We start from the raw sequence: 18,835 nt of genomic DNA, 5'->3' as shown, positions 1-18,835 counted from the left end.
AGCCATGGCCAACAACGCTTTCCGCGGACACACCGCGCTCAACGACATCGAACTGGAACAGGCGCTGGCGAAGAAGGCGCTGGACCGCAGCATGTTCTGGCGGCTGCTGCCGCTGCTCGCGCCGGTGCGCGGCCGCATCGCCGCCGTGGTGCTGCTGGAACTGCTGCTGGTGGGCGCCATCTTCGTGCGCCCCTGGTTCCTGCGCGAGGTGATCGACCACGGCTTCGTGAAGACCGCCACCGGCCTGGTGCTCGATGGCGACGTGATCACCTGGATGGCTATCGGCATCGCGGCGAGCTGGGTGGTGCGCTTCGTGCTGTCCGGCCTGTCGCAGTACCTGGCCGGCTCGGCCGCCATCGCCATCCTGAACGAACTGCGCATACGGGTGTTCCGCCATGTGCAGGCGCTGTCGGTGCGCTATTTCGACCAGACCAAGGCCGGCCGCATCATTTCGCGCGCCGACCGCGACGTCGATGCGCTCGAGCCGCTGCTGATCCAGGGACCGCCGGAACTGCTGTCGGCGCTGTTGCGCTTCGTGGTCGCCGCGGTCGCGCTGTGGTGGCTGTCGCCGCTGCTGCTGGCTGCGCTCGCCAGCGTGGTGCCGGCACTGCTGTTCGGCACCTGGCTGTTCAAGCGGGTGTCGCAGCGCAATTTCGCGAAGGTGGCCGAAGCGCGCGCGCGCTTCACCGCCCATCTGGTCGAAACCGTGTCCGGCGTGCGCATCATCAAGCAGACGGTGAACGAAGACGCGAATGCACGCACCTACCGCGGTCTGCTGGATGACTTCAACGGCACGCTGGTGCGCGGCTCGATACGCTCGAACTGGTTCCTGCCGCTGACCCAGGTACTCAGCGCCATCGGCATGGGCGGCCTGCTGCTGGCCGGCGGCATCGGCATCGCCGAAGGTTCGCTCACGATCGGCCAGATGGCGCAGAGCCTGTTCTACGTCTTTCTTTTCCTCGGCCCGCTGCAGGAACTGAACGACCTGTTCGAGCGCTACGCGACCGGTGCCTCCTCGGCGCAGCGCATTTTCCTGATGCTGGACACCGAGCCGGAAATCGCCGATCCGCGCCACCCGCGCACGCCGCTGGTGCGCGCCGGCGAAGTGGAGTTCGACCGCGTCACCTTCAGCTATCTGCCCCGGGCCGCGCGACCGGTCATCCGCAATCTCAGCCTGCACATTCCGGCCGGCCAGGTGCTGGCCATCGTCGGCCCGACCGGCCACGGCAAGAGCACGCTGGTGCAGCTGCTCACCCGCTTCTACGAGGTGAACGACGGCGCGGTGCGCATCGACGGGCAGGACGTGCGCGACTACGCGCAGCACACGCTGCGCCGCACGGTGGGCGTGGTGCTGCAGGACAACGTGCTGTTCTCCGGCAGCGTGCTCGACAACCTGCGGCTGGCCGCACCCGGTGCCCGTGACGAGACGCTGATCGCCGCCGCGCGCGAACTGGGCGCGGACGAGGTGCTGGAGCGACTGAAGGACGGCTACCACACCCAGGTCGGCCCGCTGGGCGCCCATCTGAGCCACGGTCAGCGCCAGCTGGTATGCCTGGTGCGCGCCTATCTCGCCAACCCGTCGGTGCTGGTGCTGGACGAGGCGACCTCGGCGGTGGACATCCAGACCGAGCGGCGCATCCAGTCCGCCTTCCGCCGGCTGTGCGAAGGCCGCACCGCCATCGTGATCGCCCACCGGCTGGCCACCATACGCGACGCCGACCGGATCGCGGTGATCTGGAACGGCGAGGTGGCCGAACTGGGCGCCCACGCCGACCTGATGCAGCGCGGTGGCGCCTATTCGCGGCTGTATGCCGCGTACGAGGAGGCCTCGGTCGAGGACGCCGCAGTCCGCGATGAAGCGGTCCCGGCGCCAGCAACGGTGTAAGGACTGCCGCGGTTTTCGCGTGCGGCACCGAACCGGTGGCGGAACGTGGATGAAGGCCGCATCGCGACCGGTGTTCGCTCCCAGGGTATCGGCCCCTTTCGCAGGAGCGACCACCGGTTGCGATCCAGCGTCACACCCCGCCCTGCAGTGCCGTGTTTTCCACATTCCCACGGCATGCGATGCCGAATTTGCGGCAGGCAGGCGCGTCCGATCCGCGCGAACCGTTGGCAGGGTGGAACGAAACGCTGTCATTTCAATCACTTGCACCCGTCATCAGCCGCTGGCACGAAAGCTGCGAACCGGTTGCTGCATCCGTGCCGGAACAGCGGACACGATCACGCCGACAACATGGACGAGGACGGGAAGATGAGCGAAACGAACACGATAGACAGCCTGTGGTACACCCGCTGCCCGGTGCCGACACCGCTGGGTCTGGCCGCACGCCAGGGCTGGTTCGACGACGAGTTCCGCGGCGACGGGCTGACGCTGCGCACGCTGCAGGACACCGCGGACCCGGCACTGCGCGAATCGCATTACGACCACAGGCTGCCGGCCTCCTTCCGCCAGGGCGGCAACGTGCCGGCGATCTGGGCGCGCGCGCGCGGTGCCGATACCCGGGTGATCGGCCTCAACTGGGTCGATGAGGCCCAGCTCATTCTGGCGCGGCCCGACAGCGGCCTGCGCGGCCCGGCCGATCTGGCAGGCAAGCGCATCGGCGTGCCGGTGCATGGCAACAGCATCGATCACCAGCGTGCCAGCGCGCTGCGCGGCATCACGGTCGCGCTGGAAGTGGGCGGCCTGCAGGTGAAGGACGTCACGCTGATCGACCTCGCGGTGCCGGCACGCCCCGCCACCACAGGCTGGAATGCCGCCGGCGGCAGTTACGCCACTGAGTTCGAGGCGCTGGAAACTGGCAAGGTCGACGTCATCTTCACCAAGGGCGCCCGCGGCCTGCAGGCGGCGGTCGAGCGCGGCGCCCATATCCTGTACGACCTGCGCAGCCATCCCGACCCGCGCAAGCGCGCCAACAACGGCGCACCGCGCCCGATCACGGTCGATGCGGCGCTGATCGCCGCGCGTCCCGATCTGGTGGTGCGCTTCCTGCGCCGCATCGTCGACATCGGCGCATGGGCGAAGGCGCACGCGGAGGAAACCGTCGCCTACATCGCGCGCGAATCCGGCTCCACCGACGACTGGGTGCGCCGCGCCTACGGTGCCGATATCCACCTGCAGCAGGGTACGGACCTCGCGCCGGCCTGGGTGGAGGCACTCAGCGGCTACAAGGATTTCCTGCTCGAGTGGGGCTTCATCACCGCCGACTTCGACGTGCAGGCCTGGATAGACCCGGCACCGCTGGCCGAAGTGCGCCGCCAGCTCGAGCGCGCAGCCGCCTGAAGCGCGACGGCCCCGCACCGGCCCGCCACGCGGGCCGGCTTCCATTCACCCGAATCAAGGTTTACAGCATGAGCCGTCTCAAAGTCGTCGTCGTCAATGGCAGCCCCACCCGCCCGTCACGCACCCGTGCGCTGGCCGAGTCCGTGCTGGCCGAAATCCAGCGCGAGGTCGCGGTCGATAGCGACATCGTCGATCTGGCCGACATCGGCACCGCACTCGGTGCCCACCTGTTCCGCAACGCGCTGCCCGCATCGCTTGAAGAGGCGCTGCGCAGCATCGAAGGCGCGGACCTGCTGCTGGTCGCATCGCCGGTCTACAAGGGCAGCTATCCCGGCCTGTTCAAGCATGTATTCGATCTGGTGGCGCCGGAAGCGCTGACCGGCAAGCCGGTGCTGCTTGTCGCCACCGGTGGCGGCGACAAGCATGCGCTGGTGATCGAGCACCAGCTGCGCCCGCTGTTCGGCTTCTTCCGCGCGCAGACGCTGCCGACCGGTGTCTATGGCGCGGAAGCCGACCTGAAGGACTACACGGTGAGCAGCGAGGCGCTGGCGTCGCGCGTGGTCGATGCCGCGCTCGAAGCGGCGCGGGCACTGCGCCAGCTCGGCGCGGAATCGGCCTCCGCCGCCACCGCCCGTTCCGCGCGCACCAGCGTGGCCGCCTGAGCGCGATGCACAAGCGCGCCGACCGCGACACGCGGTGGTGCTCGGCCGGCCGTGCCATGACGCATGCCCGCACGCAGCCACCGCGCAACGAAGCCGGCCCGGCGACCAGCAACGGTCGCGTCGGGCCGCCCCTGAAAACGCCTCCGAACGGAATCCCGACATGAACGCACCCGACAGGGCTGACACCCAGCAGGACATCGACCTCGTCTCCTTCGTCGAAGAGGCCCGGCGCGACGCCCAGCACGCCTTCAACTTCCTGCGCGAAACCGGCACGCTGTCCGCCAGCCTCACCTTTCACGTGAGCCACCGCATTCCGGGTCACGACCGGCTGCTGACGATACGTTTTCCGTCGCCGTGGGACACCGACCGCTCACCGCGGATTTCGGTGTCCGCTTTCTCCGATCATCCGGAATCGGTGCTGAACGAGGAGCGGCTGGATGCCGACACCGTCATCCACGCGCACACGCCGTATCTGGCCGCGTGGTCGCTCGCGCACAAACCCTTCCCGATTCTCTACGTCGCGGCCCAGCGCCATCTGCTGGCGCGGGAAATCCCGAATCATCTGGAGCGCACCCGCAGCGTGCTCGAGGTGGTGCGCGAACGGCTGGACACGCAGCCGGAACTGGCGCCGCCACCGGCGCTGCTGGAATCGAATGGCGGTGCCAATTTCTGGGGCCGCGGCATCGTGAAGACCGCCCAGCTCATCCTGCTGATCGAGGAGGCGGCGCGCTTCCAGGCCATCGCCGCGCAGATCGGCGGCGCCCAGCCCTACACGCCGGGAGCGATCGAACTGCAATGGCGACGCACCGGCCTGCTGGACAGGGCACTCGCCTACAAGGGCTGAACCGCTCACTCCTCCTCGTGCGCATTGCGGGCGTTCGCGCTCCGTATCGCATCAGGTTCGCCGGGCCGCAGGGCCCGGCTTTTTTCTTCCCGCGCGCGTCCCCTTATCCATCTCACGCCACCCGAACCGCCATGACCGACACCGCCCGCATCGCCGATCACGACATCCATCCGCTGTTCATCAATCGCTGGTCACCGCGCGCCTTCACCGGCGAAACCATTCCCGAAAACGAACTGTTCCGGCTGTTCGAGGCGGCGCGCTGGGCACCTTCGGCCAACAACAGCCAGCCCTGGCGCTTCATCTATGCCCGGAGGAACGAAGGCCGCTGGACCTATCTGCTGTCGCTGCTGAATCCGGGCAATCAGGTGTGGGCAGAAAACGCGTCCGCACTGGTGGTGCTGGTAAGCCGCACCCATCACCAGCGGCCGGGCGAAAGCGAAACCAGCCCGCTGCGCACCCACGCGCTCGACGCCGGTGCCGCCTGGGCCAGCCTCGCCTTCCAGGCTGAACTGTCCGGCTGGCGTACGCACGCCATCGGCGGCTTCAACCGCACTGCCGCACCGGGCGTACTGGGCATCCCCGACGGCTACTCGGTGGACATCGTGATCGCCATCGGCCGCCAGACCGACGCGACAACGCTGTCGCCGGAACTGCAGGCACGGGAAAAACCCAATGCCCGCAAGCCGCTGACCGAATTGGTGGCCGAAGGGCGCTTCGCGTTCGACTGAACGCGGGCCGGCCCTGCAGAAAAAACGGCGAAGCGCATGTCTGCGCTTCGCCGTTTTCCTTGCTGCATCACCGTCTGCCGGCCGGACCTACACCTTGCGCTGCCCCGCCAGCCGCCGGATGACGGTGGCGAAGCGATCAACCTCTTCGCAGGTGTTGTAGAAGGCCAGCGACGGACGCACCGTGGTTTCGACGCCGAAGCGGCGCAGGATGGGCTGCGCGCAATGGTGGCCGGTGCGCACCGCAATGCCTTCCTGGTTCAGCGCACGGCCGACTTCGTCAGTCGAGTAGCCCTTCAGCACGAAGGACAGCACGCTGGCCTTGTCGGCCGCGGTGCCGATCAGCCGCACACCCGGGATGTCGCGGATCGCGTGCGTGGCATAGACCAGCAGGTCATGCTCGTAACGCGCGATGTTCTCGATGCCCACCCGGTCGACGTAATCCAGCGCCGCGCCCAGCCCCACCGCATCGGCGATGTTGCCGGTCCCGGCTTCGAAACGCGCCGGCGGCGGATGGAAGATCGTGCGCTCGAAGGTGACGTCCTGGATCATGTTGCCGCCGCCCTGCCAGGGCGGCATGTCTTCCAGCACGTCGCGCTTTCCGTACACCACGCCGATGCCGGTCGGGCCGAAAATCTTGTGGCCCGAGAAGACGAAGAAATCGGTATCGAGCGCGCGCACGTTCACCCGCATGTGCGACACCGACTGCGCGCCATCGACCAGCGTTCTGGCGCCGGCCCGATTCGCCAGATCGACGATCTCCTGCACCGGCACCACGGTGCCCAGTGCGTTCGACACCTGGGTGACCGCCACCAGCTTCGTCTTCTCGTTCAGCAGGCGCTTGTACTCCTCCAGCAGCACCTGACCGCTGTCGTCGACCGGAATCACGCGGATCTTCGCGCCCTTCTCGGCCGCCAGCTGCTGCCACGGCACGATGTTGGCGTGGTGTTCCAGATTGGACACGATGATTTCGTCGCCGGCGCCGATGTGCTTCGCACCCCAGCTCTTGGCCACCAGATTGATGGCTTCGGTGGCACCGCGCACGAAAATGATTTCCTCGACCGAACCGGCGCCGATGAAGCGCGCCACCTTCTGCCGCGCCGCCTCGTAGGCATCGGTCGCCCGGGCGGCCAGTTCGTGCGCCGCGCGGTGGATGTTGGAATTCTCGTGCGCGTAGAAGTAGGCCAGCCGGTCGATCACCGCCTGCGGCTTCTGCGTGGTCGCCGCATTGTCGAACCACACCAGCGGCTTGCCATTCACGCGCTCGGCGAGGATGGGGAAATCGCGCCGCACCGCATTGACGTCGAACGGCGGGTGACGGCCGGCGTCGGCGTTCGGCACCCGGCCGGCGTGGCCGACGGTGGGCACTGACTGCGGCTGCACGAAGTAGTAGTCCGACGCTGCCGGCGCCGCCGAGACCGGCAGTGCGGGTTCGCGCGACGGTGCAGCCAGCAGTGCACGCAGGGCGTCGCCACCGGGCAGGCCGAAGGACTGCGCGCTCACGCGGTCGTCGTCCGGCACGCTGACAGCGCCCTGGGATGCACCGCCGGGCGCCGACTGCAGCGCACTCGCCTCGCCCAGGAAGTAATAGGGCGAAGACGGTACCGAAGCGCCCCCCGCCTGCGGCGAAGCGTGCCCCACCACCGGCAGCGCCGCCGCATAGGCTTCGGGCACGCCCTGCACCCCGCCGGCACGCGGTGCGCCGACCGGTACCGCGTCGACTGCCGCATCCGGCAGTCCGTTGCCCGCACTCGAATGCGGCACCAGTGCCGGCGACGAGGCGCCGAGCGACAGCGCGTGCTGCGGCGCCACCGGTGCCGCGGCGAAAGCCGGGCTGGACGGCGCATCGGCCGGCAGCGGCAGCGCGGGCGCCTGCGGCGACGGCGTGGGTGCCGCACTCAGCGGTGCGTCGAACGACGGCGGCGTCTGGCCGGGCAGCGCAGCGAACAGTTCGCTGGCCAGCCGCGACAGGATGGATTCGTCCGGCGCCCCGGGCGGCAGCGGTGAGCTCAGGCCGCTCACGTTACTGCTTGTAGGTGTCGGGATACTCATGGTACTTGCCGATCTCCACGTCATCGAGCACAGCCAGCGCGTCTTCGGTCAGCACGGCCAGGGAGCAGTACAGCGAAATCAGGTAGGACGCGATCGCGTTGCGGTTGATGCCCATGAAGCGCACCGACAGCCCCGGGCTCTGTTCGCCGGCAATGCCCGGCTGGAACAGGCCGACCACGCCCTGGCGCTTTTCGCCGGTGCGCAGCAGGATGATCTTGGTCTTGCCGTCCTCGACCGGCACCTTGTCCGACGGAATCAGCGGCAGGCCGCGCCAGGTCAGGAACTGCGAACCGAACAGGCTCACGGTGGGCGGCGGCACGCCGCGACGGGTGCACTCGCGGCCGAAGGCGGCGATCGCCAGCGGGTGGGTCAGGAAGAAGCCCGGCTCCTTCCACACCTTGCCGATCAGGTCGTCCAGATCGTCCGGCGTCGGCGCGCCGGTCAGCGTGGAAATGCGCTGGTCGTCATGCACATTGGCCAGCAGGCCGTATTCCGGGTTGTTGATCAGTTCGCTTTCCTGACGCTCCTTGATCGTTTCGATGGTCAGGCGCAGCTGCTCCTTGATCTGGTCGTGCGGGCTGCTGTACAGGTCGGACACGCGGGTGTGCACGTCGAGCACCGTGGTGACCGCGTTCAGGAAGTACTCGCGCGGCTGTTCGTCGTAGTCGACGAAGATCTGCGGCAGTTCGGCTTCGTCACGCTGCGAGCACGCAACGCGCACGTCCTGCGGGTTCTTCACCCGGTTCACGCGGTAGATGCCGGCCTCGACCGGCAGCCACTGCAGCAGGTGCACCAGCCAGCGCGGCGTGATGGTGGACAGCTGCGGGACGGTCTTGGTGGCATTGGCAAGCTGGCGGGCGGCGTTGTCGCCAAGTGCCAGCTGTTCGGGCGTATCGGCCATGTGAGGCTCCTTCAGGGGATGAATTCCGTTTATGCGAAATGCTGCTAAGCAAATATCTGTTTCTTCTAAGCACCGATCAACCGGCTATAGCCATCAATGCCGGCTGTGCGCGCTTCATGCGGAGGCCTGCTCCGACGCCGGCCAGCCGGCGGCACGGCCGGGGTCGGCCAGCAGTGCGCTGCCCGCTTCGCAGCGGGCCAGCAGATGAGAGGTGGGCAGATCGAGCGCGAAAGCGAGCTTGGCCACGGTGGCCAGCGAGGGCATCGCGCCGCCGCGCTCGACTTCACCGAGATAGGAGCGGTTCAGTTCGGCGCGCTCGGCCAGCACCTCCTGCGACCAGCCGCGGGCTTCGCGCACCTCGCGCACCGCGCGGCCGAAGCGGCGGGTGAGCGCATCCGCCACCGCCGGCGGCAGTACGACCGGACGCGGGCTCATGACGCCGCCAGCTCCGTTGGGAGCACGCTGGTGTGCTGGGAGCTGGCCTGGGTGATGTGGCTGCCGGCCGGTACGCTGCGGGTGAGCCACACATTGCCGCCTATGGTCGAACCACGCCCTATCGTGACCCGGCCCAGAATGGTGGCACCGGCGTAGATGACCACATCGTCCTCGACCACCGGATGCCGCGGCAGGCCCTTCTGCAGCGTGCCTTCCTCGTCGGTCGGGAAACGTTTGGCGCCCAGCGTGACCGCCTGGTAGAGCCGCACCCGTTCGCCAATCACCGCGGTTTCGCCGATCACTACACCGGTGCCGTGGTCGATGAAGAAGCCGGCGCCGATCTGCGCCCCCGGATGAATGTCGATGCCGGTGGCCGAATGCGCGGCTTCGGCGATGATGCGGGCCACCAGCGGCGCGCCCAGCGCATACAGCCGGTGCGCGATGCGGTGATGGATGACCGCGATCACGCCCGGATAGCACAGCAGCACTTCGTCCACGCTGCGCGCGGCCGGGTCGCCCTGGTAGGCCGCCAGCACGTCGGTGTCGAGCAGCGCGCGCAGCTCGGGCAGCGCCAGCGCGAATTCGGCGACGATGGCGCGCGCCAGCGCGTCGACCTCGGTCTGCGGCGTGTTCGCGCGGCGGGCGTCGTAGCGCAGTTCCAGCCTGACCTGATGCAGCAGGCCATTGAGCGCGGCGTCCAGCGTGTAGCCGATGAAGAAATCCTCACTTTCCTGATGCAGGTCGGACGGACCGAGCCGCATCGGGAACAGGGCCGCGCACAGCGCTTCGGCAATGTCGCGCAGCGCGTCGCGCGAAGGAAACTCGCGCGCGCCACATTCGGTCTGGCGCTGCTGCGCGCCACGCCAGCGCGCTCGGATGTCGCGCAGCTCGGTCACGATGCGATCGAGCTGCCAGGAACCTTCGGACTCGACCGCCCTCGTGAGGCCGCCTTTCTTGAGCGTCATGCGGGATCTCCGTTGCCGGGTGATTGAAGGCAGCCGCCCGGCGGCCGCCGGTGAATCTTCAGTCCTGCTGCCAGGGCAGGCTGCGCACCACCCAGCCACCGCTGTTGCGGCGCTGGCCGTCGCCATTCAGTTCGCCCTCGAAACCTTCGAGCACATTGAACACGTGGCGGAAACCGGCCTTGGCGGCCGCTTCGGCCGCAGCCGCCGAACGCTTGCCGCTGCGGCACAGCAGCAGGATGACCACGTCCTTGCCGACGCGGGTTTCCAGCTCCTTCACGAAACGCGGATTGCGGGTCATCGAGGTGCCCGTGGCCCAGGCCACATGCACGCTGCCCGGCACATGACCGACGAACTTGCGTTCTTCCGCGGTGCGCACGTCGACCAGCACCGCCTCACCGGCGCTCACCAGCGCCCAGGCCTGTTCCGGCGTGACGCCGCCGGCATAGAGCAGCGCATCGTGTTCGGCCCGTTCGCGGGCGATGGACAGCGGCGGCGCGTCGAGCACCGCCGGACGGGTTGCGGACGCAGTCGCGCCCTGGATTGCTGCAGTCATGGTTCATTCCTCCTCGGCAGGACATCGCCGTCCCGGGGCCTGCGGAGGAAGGACACCTCATCGCGCCACGCCGGGCCGGCACCGCGTCGCTGCGTCGGCAGCCGCTGCGGTGACGCCAATCTATCGGCCGCCACCGCGCACTCAAACCAATTGAATTTCAGATCCAATCCATGGAAAGCAGCGCAGGATTTCCGCTAAGCGCCGCTGCATAAGCTCAGCAGAATTGATTGGTTGGGCGCGGCCCGGGGGCGCACTACAGTGGTCCCATGAACAGCCCGGACTTTTCTCGCCCCGTGCGCGCCGAAGGCCATGACACGCCGCAGCGCACCGAACCGCCGCCGGAGCCCGCCCTGCACGCCCAGCCCATTCCGCTGGTCGACAAGGTGCTGGCCGCGGTCGTGTTCAGCCTGGGCATCGCGCTGCTGTACAGCACCTTCATCCTGATCGAATGACGGCGGACGCCGTCGGCACCCCGCGGAGGACATCATGAGCACGGTTGCCACCGCCCGCTCCGCTCTCGAACGCTATCTGCACGACCTGCCGCGCAGCGCCGACGGCGGGCACGCGGTATGGTCCACGCCGGAAGGCCGGGTCGCCGGCCGCTTCCTGCGCAGCAGCCTGTCGTCGGTGTTCCAGCCGCTGATCCATCTCGACCGCGGGCGCGAAATCGGCCACGAGGCCTTCATCCGATCCTTCGACGAGACCGGCGGCGACCTGTCGCCCTGGAACCTGTTCGCCAACGCGGCCAGCGACGAGGCGCTGATCGAACTGGACCGGCTGTGCCGCACGCTGCACGTGCTGAACTACTTCGGCCGCGCCGGCGACGACGCCAGCCTGTTCCTGAACGTGCATGGCCGGCTCATGCTGGCGGTGGGCGAAGACCATGGCAGTGCCTTCGGCCGGGTGCTGTCGGCGCTGGACATCGAACGCCGCCGCATCGTGATCGAGTCGCCGGAGGCGATGAGCAGCGACCTTTCGCTGCTTGCCTACGTGCTGCTGAACTACCGCTACAACGGTTACCGGGTCGGCGTGAATCTGGCGCGTGGCGAACAGATCGGCGAACTGGTACGTCATGTGCGGCCGGATTTCGTGAAACTGGACGGCGGCCGTGACGACACGCTGCGTGACATCAGCCGGCATGCCGACCTGTGCGCCCGTCACGGCATTCAGCTCATCGTGAAGCGGGTCGGGCAGGACGGACTGGCGCCACGGCTGCGCGAGGCCGGCGTCGCGCTGGCCCAGGGCCACGCACTGGGCCGGCCGCGGCCTGCCACACCCGCCGCCCGCCGGCTTGCTTATTCCGAAGAGTGATAAGTACATCGTTTCTTGTTACTTCACGCGCTCATCACTCGCGCCTAAGCTGCAGCGCTTACCCCTTTCCGGAGTCGTCATGCTCATCCGTCGCAGAACCCTGATCTCGGCCGCTCTTCTGTCGCTGCTGGCCGCCGCCCTGCCGGCGCACGCCGACGCCACGCTGCTCAACGTGAGCTACGACGTGGCGCGCGAGCTGTACAAGGACATCAACCCGGCGTTCATCGCGCAGTGGAAGGGCAAGACCGGCGAAACGCTGACGCTGAACCAGTCGCACGGCGGTTCGAGCAAGCAGGCCGGCGCGGTGATCGGCGGACTGGAAGCCGACGTGATCACGATGAACCAGTCGCCGGACATCGACATCCTGGTGAAGAACAATCTGGTGTCGCCGGACTGGCGCAAGCGCCTGCCGAACGACGCCGCGCCCTACACCACGACCACGGTTTTCCTGGTGCGCAAGGGCAACCCGAAGGCGATCAAGGACTGGTCCGACCTGGTGCGGCCGGGCCTGCAGGTCATCGTGCCCAACCCGAAAACCTCGGGCAACGGCCGCTACACCTATGTCGCGGCCTGGGGCTATGCGCTGTCCAAGCACAATGACGACGCGGCCGCTGCGAAGGATTTCGTGAGCAAGCTGTTCGCCAACGTGCCGGTGCTGGACGGCGGCGGCCGCGGCGCCACCACCACCTTCACCCAGCGCGGCATCGGCGACGTGCTCATCACCTTCGAGAACGAGGCGGTGCTGCTGGACAAGGAAGTCGGCGGCGACCAGTTCGACATCGTGTATCCGTCGCTGTCGGTGGAAGCCGCCGCGCCGGTCGCGGTGGTGGACAAGGTGGTGGACAAGCGCGGCACCCGCAAGCAGGCGGAAGCCTATCTGCAGTACCTGTTCTCGCCGGAAGGCCAGGACATCATTGCGAAGCACCACTTCCGCCCGCGCAACGAGACGGTGCTTAAGAAGTATGCAGCGCAGTTCCCGGCCATCCGCACCTTCACGGTCGAAGGCCGGCTGGGCGGCTGGGAGGCGGTGCAGAAAACCCATTTCGCCGACGGCGCGCTGTACGACCAGATCGTCACCCGCCGCTGACCGGACGAAGCCGGACGCCGCGCGTCCGGCTGCAGCCATGACCCAGAATCTCGCCACCCTGCCCGGCCGCCGCCTCACCTTTCCCCGTCCGGGCGAGCGCTCGCTGACCACCCGCGCTTCGGCGCTGGTGTTCGAAGACCCCTCATCGGTCTCGCTGCTGGGCGACATCGAGCGCATCGCCGCGCGCGACGTGACCGCGATGGTGATCGGCGAAACCGGCACCGGCAAGGAGCTGGTCGCCCGCCACATCCACGCGGTGAGCGGCCGCAGTGGCCCCTTCGTCGCGGTGAACTGCGGTGCGCTGAGCGAATCGCTGATCGACGCCGAACTGTTCGGCCACGAGGCCGGTGCCTACACCGGCGCCACCCACGCGCGCGCCGGCTGGTTCGAGGCCGCCGACGGCGGCACGCTGTTCCTCGACGAGATCGGCGACATGCCGCAGGCGCTGCAGGTGAAACTGCTGCGGGTGCTGCAGGAGCGGCAGGTGGTGCGCCTCGGCGCACGGTCACCGCAGCCGGTCGACGTGCGGCTGGTGGCCGCCACCAACGTCGATCTGTGGCGCGCGGTGCAGGCCGGCCGCTTCCGCTCCGACCTCTACTACCGGCTCAATGTGGCGCCGATCGCGCTGCCGCCGCTGCGCGAGCGGCGCGGCGACATTCCGCCGCTGCTCGACTACTTCATCGAACTGTACGGCCTGCGCCTGGGCATCGAGGGCGTGGGCATCACGCCGCAGGCACGCGAGGCGCTGGTGGAGTACGACTGGCCGGGCAATATCCGCGAACTCGAGAACGTGGTGCATTACGCGCTCATCGTGAGCCGCAACGGCCGCATCGACATCGAAGACCTCAGGCTGGCCGGCGCCAGTTGCGCGCCCTCCGGCCCGGCCGTCGAAGAAACGCCGGAACAGCTGCTGGCGCGCATCGAGCGCGACCTGCGCGGCCTGATGGCACGCGGCGCGCCCGCGCTGTATGACACGCTGGAACGGCTGGTGGTCACCACCGCCTTCGACGCCTGCCAGCGCAACCAGGTGCACGCCGCCGACGCGCTGTCGATCTCGCGCTACGTGCTGCGCACGCTGCTCAAGCGCCACGGCCTGATCGACACCCCGGCGGCCGGGCGCTGACGCGTCCGCGTTCCGCCGGCGCTGTGCGGCCCTGCACAGCGCCTTCCGCCGCGCTCTCGCCCATGCTCTTCCGCTTTCGCCTCCCGCACCGGACACCCACCGGCGCCAGACACGGTTCAGCGCCGAGCTGCCGCTGCGTGCTTCGCCACGGCGCACCGGCGATGCAGAGTCCGTGTCCGGCGTTCGCACCGGCCGCCACCTCCACCCACCTCTTCCATGCATTCGGAATGATCCGCAAGACATCCGGCGGTGTGCGGATTCACGCATTCCCGCTCACAGCGCTGTAGAGACCGGCACAGGCTTTCCGTGCATCGGTCACGACCGTGCGTGGAAAGTGACGACTGCGTCACGAAATCTTCATGTCCAGCGCGTGGCACACCTCTTGCGATAACCCCCTGCAATGGCGCGCCTGCCCGATGCAACCGAACCTCCGGGCGACATTCATCCGGCATCCGTAGCGCACCGACCGATCACGACAGGACACGACACCATGACCGCACCCGACAAGGAAATCCTCTGCACCCTCGGCCCCGCATCGCTGAATGACCGCGTGCTCGCGCGGCTGGAGGAGCTGGGCGTCAATCTTTTCCGCATCAACCTCTCGCACACCAAGCTGCAGGACCTGCCCAGGGTGATCGACTTCATCCGCAGCCGCAGCGCGGTGCCGATCTGCCTCGACACCGAAGGCGCGCAGATCCGTACCGGCGACATGCTGAATGGCGAGATCGCGGTGCGCGAGAACAGCATCGTGCATGCGCACAAGCTGCGCGTGCCGGGCGACGCGTTCAACTTCAATCTCTATCCGGACGACGTGATCGACAAGCTGGAGGTCGGTGACTTCATCAGCATCGATTTCAATTCGGTGCTGGTGCAGGTGATTTCGCGCGACGACGCCAAGGTGGCGATGCGGGTGCTGCACGGTGGCGTGATCGGCCAGAACAAGGCGGTCACCGTGGAGCGCGACATCGCGCTCGACACGCTGACCGCCAAGGACATCGCCGCGCTGGAATACGGCCGCTCGGTCGGCATCCGTCACGTGGCGCTGTCCTTCGCCAACCGCGGTTCGGACGTCGACCAGGTGCGGGCGCTGGTCGGTGACGACACCTTCCTCATTTCCAAGATCGAGTGCCGCAACGGCCTGATCAATCTGGACGAGATTTCCGAAAGGTCGGACGCGCTGCTGATTGACCGCGGCGACCTGTCGCGGCAGGAGCCGATCGAACGCATCCCGGCGCTGCAGAAACTCATCATCGCGCGCGGACAGGCGCACCGGCGCAAGGTGTATGTCGCCACCAATCTGCTGGAATCGATGATCACCGCGCCGCGACCGACCCGGGCCGAAGTGAATGACGTGATCAACACCCTGCTCGACGGCGCCGACGGTCTGGTGCTGGCAGCCGAAACCGCGATCGGCAAGGACCCGGTGGGCTGCGTCGCCATGATCGTGAAGCTCATCCGCGAATTCCGCGTGCTCAATGCGCGTACGCCGGCGCCGCATCACGAGGGGCTGGCCTATGTGCCGACCGACCCGACCTCCCTGCTGATCGAGCCGCACGGCGGCACGCTGGTGAACCGGGTGAGCCCGGCGGCGGCCATCGCCGATCTCGACACGCTGCCGCGACTGACCGTGCGCGACACCGACCTGCTGGACGCGCACCAGATCGGCGTCGGCACTTTTTCGCCGCTGACCGGTTTCATGGACCGCGAAACGCTGATCAGCGTGCTGCACCGCAAGCGGCTGCCGGACGGTGCGGCCTGGACCGTGCCGGTGCTGCTGCAGGTGGACGCCGAGCGCGCCCGCACGCTGGCCGCCGGACAGCGCCAGGTGCTGACCGACGACGCCGGACGTGCCCATGCGGTGATCGACGTGAGCGAGGTATACCGCCACGATCTGGACGAGATCGGCCACCTGGCTTTCGGCACCGCCTCCACCGAGCACCCGGGCGTGGCCCGGCTGCTCCGCAACGGCGACCACTTCGTCGCCGGCGCCATCACGCTGATCGAGGAGCGGCCCTCGCCCTGGCGCGAATTCGAACTGACGCCGCGGCAGAGCCGCTTCATCTTCGCGCACAAGGGCTGGAGCAAGGTGGTGGCTTTCCATGGTCGCAACATCAGCCATCGCGTGCACGAGCACCTGCAGCTGCAGGCGCTGGAGCGCACCAATGCCGACGGCCTGTTCATCAATCCGGTGATCGGCCCGAAGAAGCCGGGCGACTTCCTGCCGCGCCCCATCCTGCGCAGCTACCAGATGCTGATCGACTTCGGCCTGTACCCGAACGGCAAGGTGCTGCTCGGCGCACTGGCCACCTACCCGCGCTACGCCGGTCCGCGCGAGGCGGTGTTCAACGCGATCTGCCGCAAGAACATCGGCTGCAGCCACTTCATCGTCGGCCGCAACCACGCCGGCGTCGGCGATTTCTACGACGACCGCAGCTACCGCGCCCTGTTCGACGAACTGGGCGACACCGGCATCACGCCGGTGTTCTTCGACGCCATCGGCTACAACCCGGCCACCGGCGCCTACGAAAGCGGCCTGCACGACGACGCGCAGGCGATCAGCGGCACCCGGGTGCGCGATTCGCTGCTGCGCGGCGAGCCACTGCCCGACTGGTATGTGCGCGGCATCGTGCAGGACATGATCAGCGCCGAACTGAAGGCGGGCCAGCCGCTGTTCCACGCATGAGCACCGGAGACACCGCAATGGAACAGAACGCCGTGGCCCGGTTCTGGCTCAAGGTGGACAAGACCGTCCGCCACCACGCGAAGAAAACGCTCACCGACCTGCGCGGCGCCTGGTGGGACCGCACCCGGCTGCGCGCGGAACGGCCGGTATTCGTGGTGAGCGGCAGCCGCTCCGGCACCCAGATGCTTTACAAGACGCTGACCGAATCGTCGGCCATCGGCTCGCTGAACCGGGAAATCTACGCGGTGTGGGACCGCCTGCACCACCCGGCACACAAGGACTGGGACAGCCATGTGCTGGACGCCTCCGACGCGCGTGACAGCGACCGCGACCTGATCACCCGCTACTTCTACGCGCATACCGGCCGTACCCGCTTCGTCGACAAGAACAACCAGCACGGTCTGGCGGTGCCCTATCTGCACGCGCTGTTTCCGGATGCCACCTTCGTCTACATCAAGCGCAATCCGGGCGACACGCTCAATTCGATGATCGAGGGCTGGCACAGGCCCGAGCGCTTCGGCACCTGGGCGCGCGACCTGCCGGCGCAGGTGGCGGTGGACGGCGGCCGGCTCACCCGCTGGTGCCACTACCTGCCGCGCGGCTGGCGCGACTACCTGAACGCGCCGGTCGAAGAGGTATGCGCCTTCCAGTACGAAGCCATCCACCGCGACATCCTGAACGCAAAGGCCGCGATTCCGTCCGGACAGTGGATAGAGGTGTTCTACGAGGACATCGTGCGCAACCCGACCGACGGGCTGTTCGACATTTTCGACCGGCTGGATCTGCCCTTCGACGAGGGCATACGCGCCCACGCCGCCTCGCTGCTCGACAAGCCCTATGACCCGCTGTTCGAGATCAGGCTGGAGAAGTGGCGGCAGCACGCGCACGCCGGGAAGATCGAACGGGTGCTGCCTTCGCTGCAGCGGATCGCGGCCGACATGGGCTACGCCACCGACACGCGCGGAGCAGCCGCATGACCGCGTCTTTCGCATCCGCGGCGCTGCTGGAAGCGCTGACCTTCGCCGCGCTGAAGCATCAGGGTCAGACCCGCAAGAGCGCGGACCGGGCGCCCTACATCCATCACCCGATCGCGGTCGCCACCATCCTGGCCCGCGAAGGCGGCGTGCAGGACACCGACACGCTGATCGCCGCGCTGCTGCACGACACGCTGGAGGACACCGATACCAGCGAAGCGGAGCTGCAGCGGCATTTCGGTGCCCGGGTCGCCGCCATCGTCGCCGAACTGAGCGACGACATGACGCTGCCGAAGCCGGAACGCAAGGCGATACAGGTGCTGCGGGCGCACGACTACAGCCCGCCGGCCCGACTGGTCAGGCTGGCCGACAAGATCGCCAACGTGCGTGACGTGATCGACAACCCGCCGCAGGACTGGCCGCTGGAGCGGCGCGTCCGCTATCTGTCCTGGTCGGGCGAAGTGGTGGCCGCGCTGCGCGGCACGCACGCCGAACTGGAGGCGCGCTTCCACGCCGCGGTGCGCCGCGGCTTCGCGGCGCTGACAGAAGTACCCGGGGCTGCGGCGCGCACCGCATATTCATCGGCGGAATAAGCTCTGCAAAGAGAATGATCTAAGCAACGCATTTCTTCTTGGTTCGCACCGCCCGGGCGGCTCCCTACAGTGCAATCCATCGCATTGATTGACCGCACACGGAGCCCCACCATGAAAACCGCCCTGCGTACCCTCGCCGCCAGCCTGCTGCTCGGCACCGCTCTCGCCGGCAGCGCCCTGGCCGCCGACATCACCCTGCTCAACGTGTCCTACGACCCGACCCGCGAGCTCTATCAGGACTTCAACGCCGCCTTCGCCAAGCACTGGAAGGCGAAATCCGGCGACAACGTCACCATCAAGCAGTCCCACGGCGGCTCCGGCAAGCAGGCCCGCTCGGTCATCGACGGCCTCGAAGCCGACGTGGTCACCCTCGCCCTGGCCTACGACGTCGATGCCCTGCACGACAACGGCAAGCTCATCCCCGCCGACTGGCAGAAGCGCCTGCCCCACAACGCCTCGCCCTACACCTCCACCATCGTGTTCCTGGTGCGCAAGGGCAACCCCAAGGGCCTGAAGGACTGGAACGATCTGGTCCGGCCCGGCGTCGAGGTCATCACCCCCAACCCCAAGACCTCGGGCGGCGCGCGCTGGAACTACCTCGCCGCCTGGGCCTACGCGGCCAAGCAGCCGGGCGGCTCGGACGCCAC

Annotated in this window: 18 protein-coding genes; 13 read left to right on the top strand and 5 right to left on the bottom strand. The window is 68.0% G+C overall.

The annotated features are described in order from the left end of the window. The first annotated feature begins 4 nt into the window (after nucleotides 1–4). The 5 genes from METUNV1_RS04655 (at nucleotide 5) to METUNV1_RS04635 (ending at nucleotide 5,514) form a co-directional block, all read left to right on the top strand. Nucleotides 5–1,885, top strand: a complete 1,881-nt coding sequence (locus METUNV1_RS04655; protein WP_008059338.1) for an ABC transporter ATP-binding protein — start codon at nucleotides 5–7, stop codon at nucleotides 1,883–1,885. 366 nt (nucleotides 1,886–2,251) lie between these two features. After that, a complete protein-coding gene (locus METUNV1_RS04650) occupies nucleotides 2,252–3,280 on the top strand; it encodes an ABC transporter substrate-binding protein (RefSeq protein WP_043359092.1) in 1,029 nt (342 codons plus the stop codon). Between the two features lie 68 nt (nucleotides 3,281–3,348). Continuing rightward, nucleotides 3,349–3,942 (top strand): FMN reductase, encoded by a 594-nt coding sequence (gene msuE, locus METUNV1_RS04645; RefSeq protein WP_008059334.1) that lies wholly within the window; start codon nucleotides 3,349–3,351, stop codon nucleotides 3,940–3,942. Nucleotides 3,943–4,102: 160 nt separating this feature from the next. Next, complete coding sequence (locus tag METUNV1_RS04640; protein ID WP_008059333.1) at nucleotides 4,103–4,786, top strand: class II aldolase/adducin family protein; 684 nt, start codon at nucleotides 4,103–4,105, stop codon at nucleotides 4,784–4,786. Between the two features lie 131 nt (nucleotides 4,787–4,917). Beyond that, complete coding sequence (locus METUNV1_RS04635) at nucleotides 4,918–5,514, top strand: nitroreductase family protein (protein ID WP_008059331.1); 597 nt, start codon at nucleotides 4,918–4,920, stop codon at nucleotides 5,512–5,514. A gap of 87 nt (nucleotides 5,515–5,601) precedes the next feature. Here the strand turns inward: METUNV1_RS04635 and METUNV1_RS04630 are convergent, their stop codons facing one another. From METUNV1_RS04630 to METUNV1_RS04610, 5 genes are all read right to left on the bottom strand, one after another. Continuing rightward, the gene (locus tag METUNV1_RS04630; RefSeq protein WP_008059325.1) at nucleotides 5,602–7,533 is read right to left on the bottom strand and encodes a family 2A encapsulin nanocompartment cargo protein cysteine desulfurase; all 1,932 of its coding nucleotides are present in this window, start codon (nucleotides 7,531–7,533) and stop codon (nucleotides 5,602–5,604) included. Nucleotide 7,534: 1 nt separating this feature from the next. Beyond that, nucleotides 7,535–8,464 carry a family 2A encapsulin nanocompartment shell protein gene (locus METUNV1_RS04625; RefSeq protein WP_008059324.1) on the bottom strand — a complete coding sequence of 310 codons (930 nt, stop codon included), beginning with the start codon at nucleotides 8,462–8,464 and terminating at the stop codon, nucleotides 7,535–7,537. 114 nt (nucleotides 8,465–8,578) lie between these two features. Then, a complete protein-coding gene (locus METUNV1_RS04620) occupies nucleotides 8,579–8,899 on the bottom strand; it encodes a helix-turn-helix domain-containing protein (RefSeq protein ID WP_008059323.1) in 321 nt (106 codons plus the stop codon). After that, entirely contained in the window at nucleotides 8,896–9,864 is a 969-nt protein-coding gene (epsC, locus tag METUNV1_RS04615; protein ID WP_008059320.1) for a serine O-acetyltransferase EpsC, read from the bottom strand. The genes METUNV1_RS04620 and epsC overlap by 4 nt, the downstream gene beginning before the upstream one ends. A gap of 58 nt (nucleotides 9,865–9,922) precedes the next feature. Beyond that, nucleotides 9,923–10,417 carry a rhodanese-like domain-containing protein gene (locus tag METUNV1_RS04610; RefSeq protein WP_008059319.1) on the bottom strand — a complete coding sequence of 165 codons (495 nt, stop codon included), beginning with the start codon at nucleotides 10,415–10,417 and terminating at the stop codon, nucleotides 9,923–9,925. A 266-nt stretch (nucleotides 10,418–10,683) separates the two neighbouring features. Here METUNV1_RS04610 and METUNV1_RS04605 point away from each other — a divergent pair, with 266 nt between their 5' ends. The 8 genes from METUNV1_RS04605 to METUNV1_RS04570 all read left to right on the top strand — a co-directional run. Next, nucleotides 10,684–10,869, top strand: a complete 186-nt coding sequence (locus METUNV1_RS04605; RefSeq protein WP_043359079.1) for a hypothetical protein — start codon at nucleotides 10,684–10,686, stop codon at nucleotides 10,867–10,869. A 34-nt stretch (nucleotides 10,870–10,903) separates the two neighbouring features. Beyond that, nucleotides 10,904–11,728 carry an EAL domain-containing protein gene (locus METUNV1_RS04600; protein WP_008059316.1) on the top strand — a complete coding sequence of 275 codons (825 nt, stop codon included), beginning with the start codon at nucleotides 10,904–10,906 and terminating at the stop codon, nucleotides 11,726–11,728. A gap of 79 nt (nucleotides 11,729–11,807) precedes the next feature. Beyond that, a complete protein-coding gene (locus METUNV1_RS04595) occupies nucleotides 11,808–12,815 on the top strand; it encodes a sulfate ABC transporter substrate-binding protein (RefSeq protein ID WP_008059315.1) in 1,008 nt (335 codons plus the stop codon). A gap of 37 nt (nucleotides 12,816–12,852) precedes the next feature. Continuing rightward, entirely contained in the window at nucleotides 12,853–13,938 is a 1,086-nt protein-coding gene (locus tag METUNV1_RS04590; protein ID WP_008059313.1) for a sigma-54 interaction domain-containing protein, read from the top strand. Between the two features lie 490 nt (nucleotides 13,939–14,428). Beyond that, a complete protein-coding gene (locus tag METUNV1_RS04585; protein ID WP_008059311.1) occupies nucleotides 14,429–16,621 on the top strand; it encodes a pyruvate kinase in 2,193 nt (730 codons plus the stop codon). A 17-nt stretch (nucleotides 16,622–16,638) separates the two neighbouring features. After that, entirely contained in the window at nucleotides 16,639–17,598 is a 960-nt protein-coding gene (locus tag METUNV1_RS04580; RefSeq protein WP_043359077.1) for a sulfotransferase family protein, read from the top strand. Next, nucleotides 17,595–18,188: an HD domain-containing protein gene (locus METUNV1_RS04575; protein ID WP_008059307.1), complete on the top strand. Its 594-nt coding sequence runs from the start codon at nucleotides 17,595–17,597 to the stop codon at nucleotides 18,186–18,188. Before METUNV1_RS04580 ends, METUNV1_RS04575 begins: the two co-directional genes overlap by 4 nt. Before the next feature lie 111 nt (nucleotides 18,189–18,299). Continuing rightward, nucleotides 18,300–18,835, top strand: a 536-nt coding sequence (locus METUNV1_RS04570) for a sulfate ABC transporter substrate-binding protein (protein WP_043359075.1), incomplete at its 3' end; no start/stop codon positions are given.

The organism is Methyloversatilis universalis FAM5 (assembly GCF_000214035.2).
Lineage (GTDB): Bacteria > Pseudomonadota > Gammaproteobacteria > Burkholderiales > Rhodocyclaceae > Methyloversatilis > Methyloversatilis universalis.
The sequence above is the reverse complement of the archived record's forward strand: the minus strand, read 5'-3'. Positions and strand labels throughout refer to the sequence as shown.

Excerpts from the sequence above, each read along its gene's own strand:
- METUNV1_RS04655 (WP_008059338.1), top strand. The coding sequence starts at position 5 with ATGGCCAACAACGCTTTCCGCGGACACACCGCGCTCAACGACATCGAA.
- METUNV1_RS04650 (WP_043359092.1), top strand. The coding sequence starts at position 2,252 with ATGAGCGAAACGAACACGATAGACAGCCTGTGGTACACCCGCTGCCCG.
- msuE (WP_008059334.1), top strand. The coding sequence starts at position 3,349 with ATGAGCCGTCTCAAAGTCGTCGTCGTCAATGGCAGCCCCACCCGCCCG.
- METUNV1_RS04640 (WP_008059333.1), top strand. The coding sequence starts at position 4,103 with ATGAACGCACCCGACAGGGCTGACACCCAGCAGGACATCGACCTCGTC.
- METUNV1_RS04635 (WP_008059331.1), top strand. The coding sequence starts at position 4,918 with ATGACCGACACCGCCCGCATCGCCGATCACGACATCCATCCGCTGTTC.
- METUNV1_RS04625 (WP_008059324.1), bottom strand. The coding sequence starts at position 8,464 with ATGGCCGATACGCCCGAACAGCTGGCACTTGGCGACAACGCCGCCCGC.
- METUNV1_RS04620 (WP_008059323.1), bottom strand. The coding sequence starts at position 8,899 with ATGAGCCCGCGTCCGGTCGTACTGCCGCCGGCGGTGGCGGATGCGCTC.
- epsC (WP_008059320.1), bottom strand. The coding sequence starts at position 9,864 with ATGACGCTCAAGAAAGGCGGCCTCACGAGGGCGGTCGAGTCCGAAGGT.
- METUNV1_RS04610 (WP_008059319.1), bottom strand. The coding sequence starts at position 10,417 with ATGACTGCAGCAATCCAGGGCGCGACTGCGTCCGCAACCCGTCCGGCG.
- METUNV1_RS04605 (WP_043359079.1), top strand. The coding sequence starts at position 10,684 with ATGAACAGCCCGGACTTTTCTCGCCCCGTGCGCGCCGAAGGCCATGAC.
- METUNV1_RS04600 (WP_008059316.1), top strand. The coding sequence starts at position 10,904 with ATGAGCACGGTTGCCACCGCCCGCTCCGCTCTCGAACGCTATCTGCAC.
- METUNV1_RS04595 (WP_008059315.1), top strand. The coding sequence starts at position 11,808 with ATGCTCATCCGTCGCAGAACCCTGATCTCGGCCGCTCTTCTGTCGCTG.
- METUNV1_RS04590 (WP_008059313.1), top strand. The coding sequence starts at position 12,853 with ATGACCCAGAATCTCGCCACCCTGCCCGGCCGCCGCCTCACCTTTCCC.
- METUNV1_RS04585 (WP_008059311.1), top strand. The coding sequence starts at position 14,429 with ATGACCGCACCCGACAAGGAAATCCTCTGCACCCTCGGCCCCGCATCG.
- METUNV1_RS04580 (WP_043359077.1), top strand. The coding sequence starts at position 16,639 with ATGGAACAGAACGCCGTGGCCCGGTTCTGGCTCAAGGTGGACAAGACC.
- METUNV1_RS04575 (WP_008059307.1), top strand. The coding sequence starts at position 17,595 with ATGACCGCGTCTTTCGCATCCGCGGCGCTGCTGGAAGCGCTGACCTTC.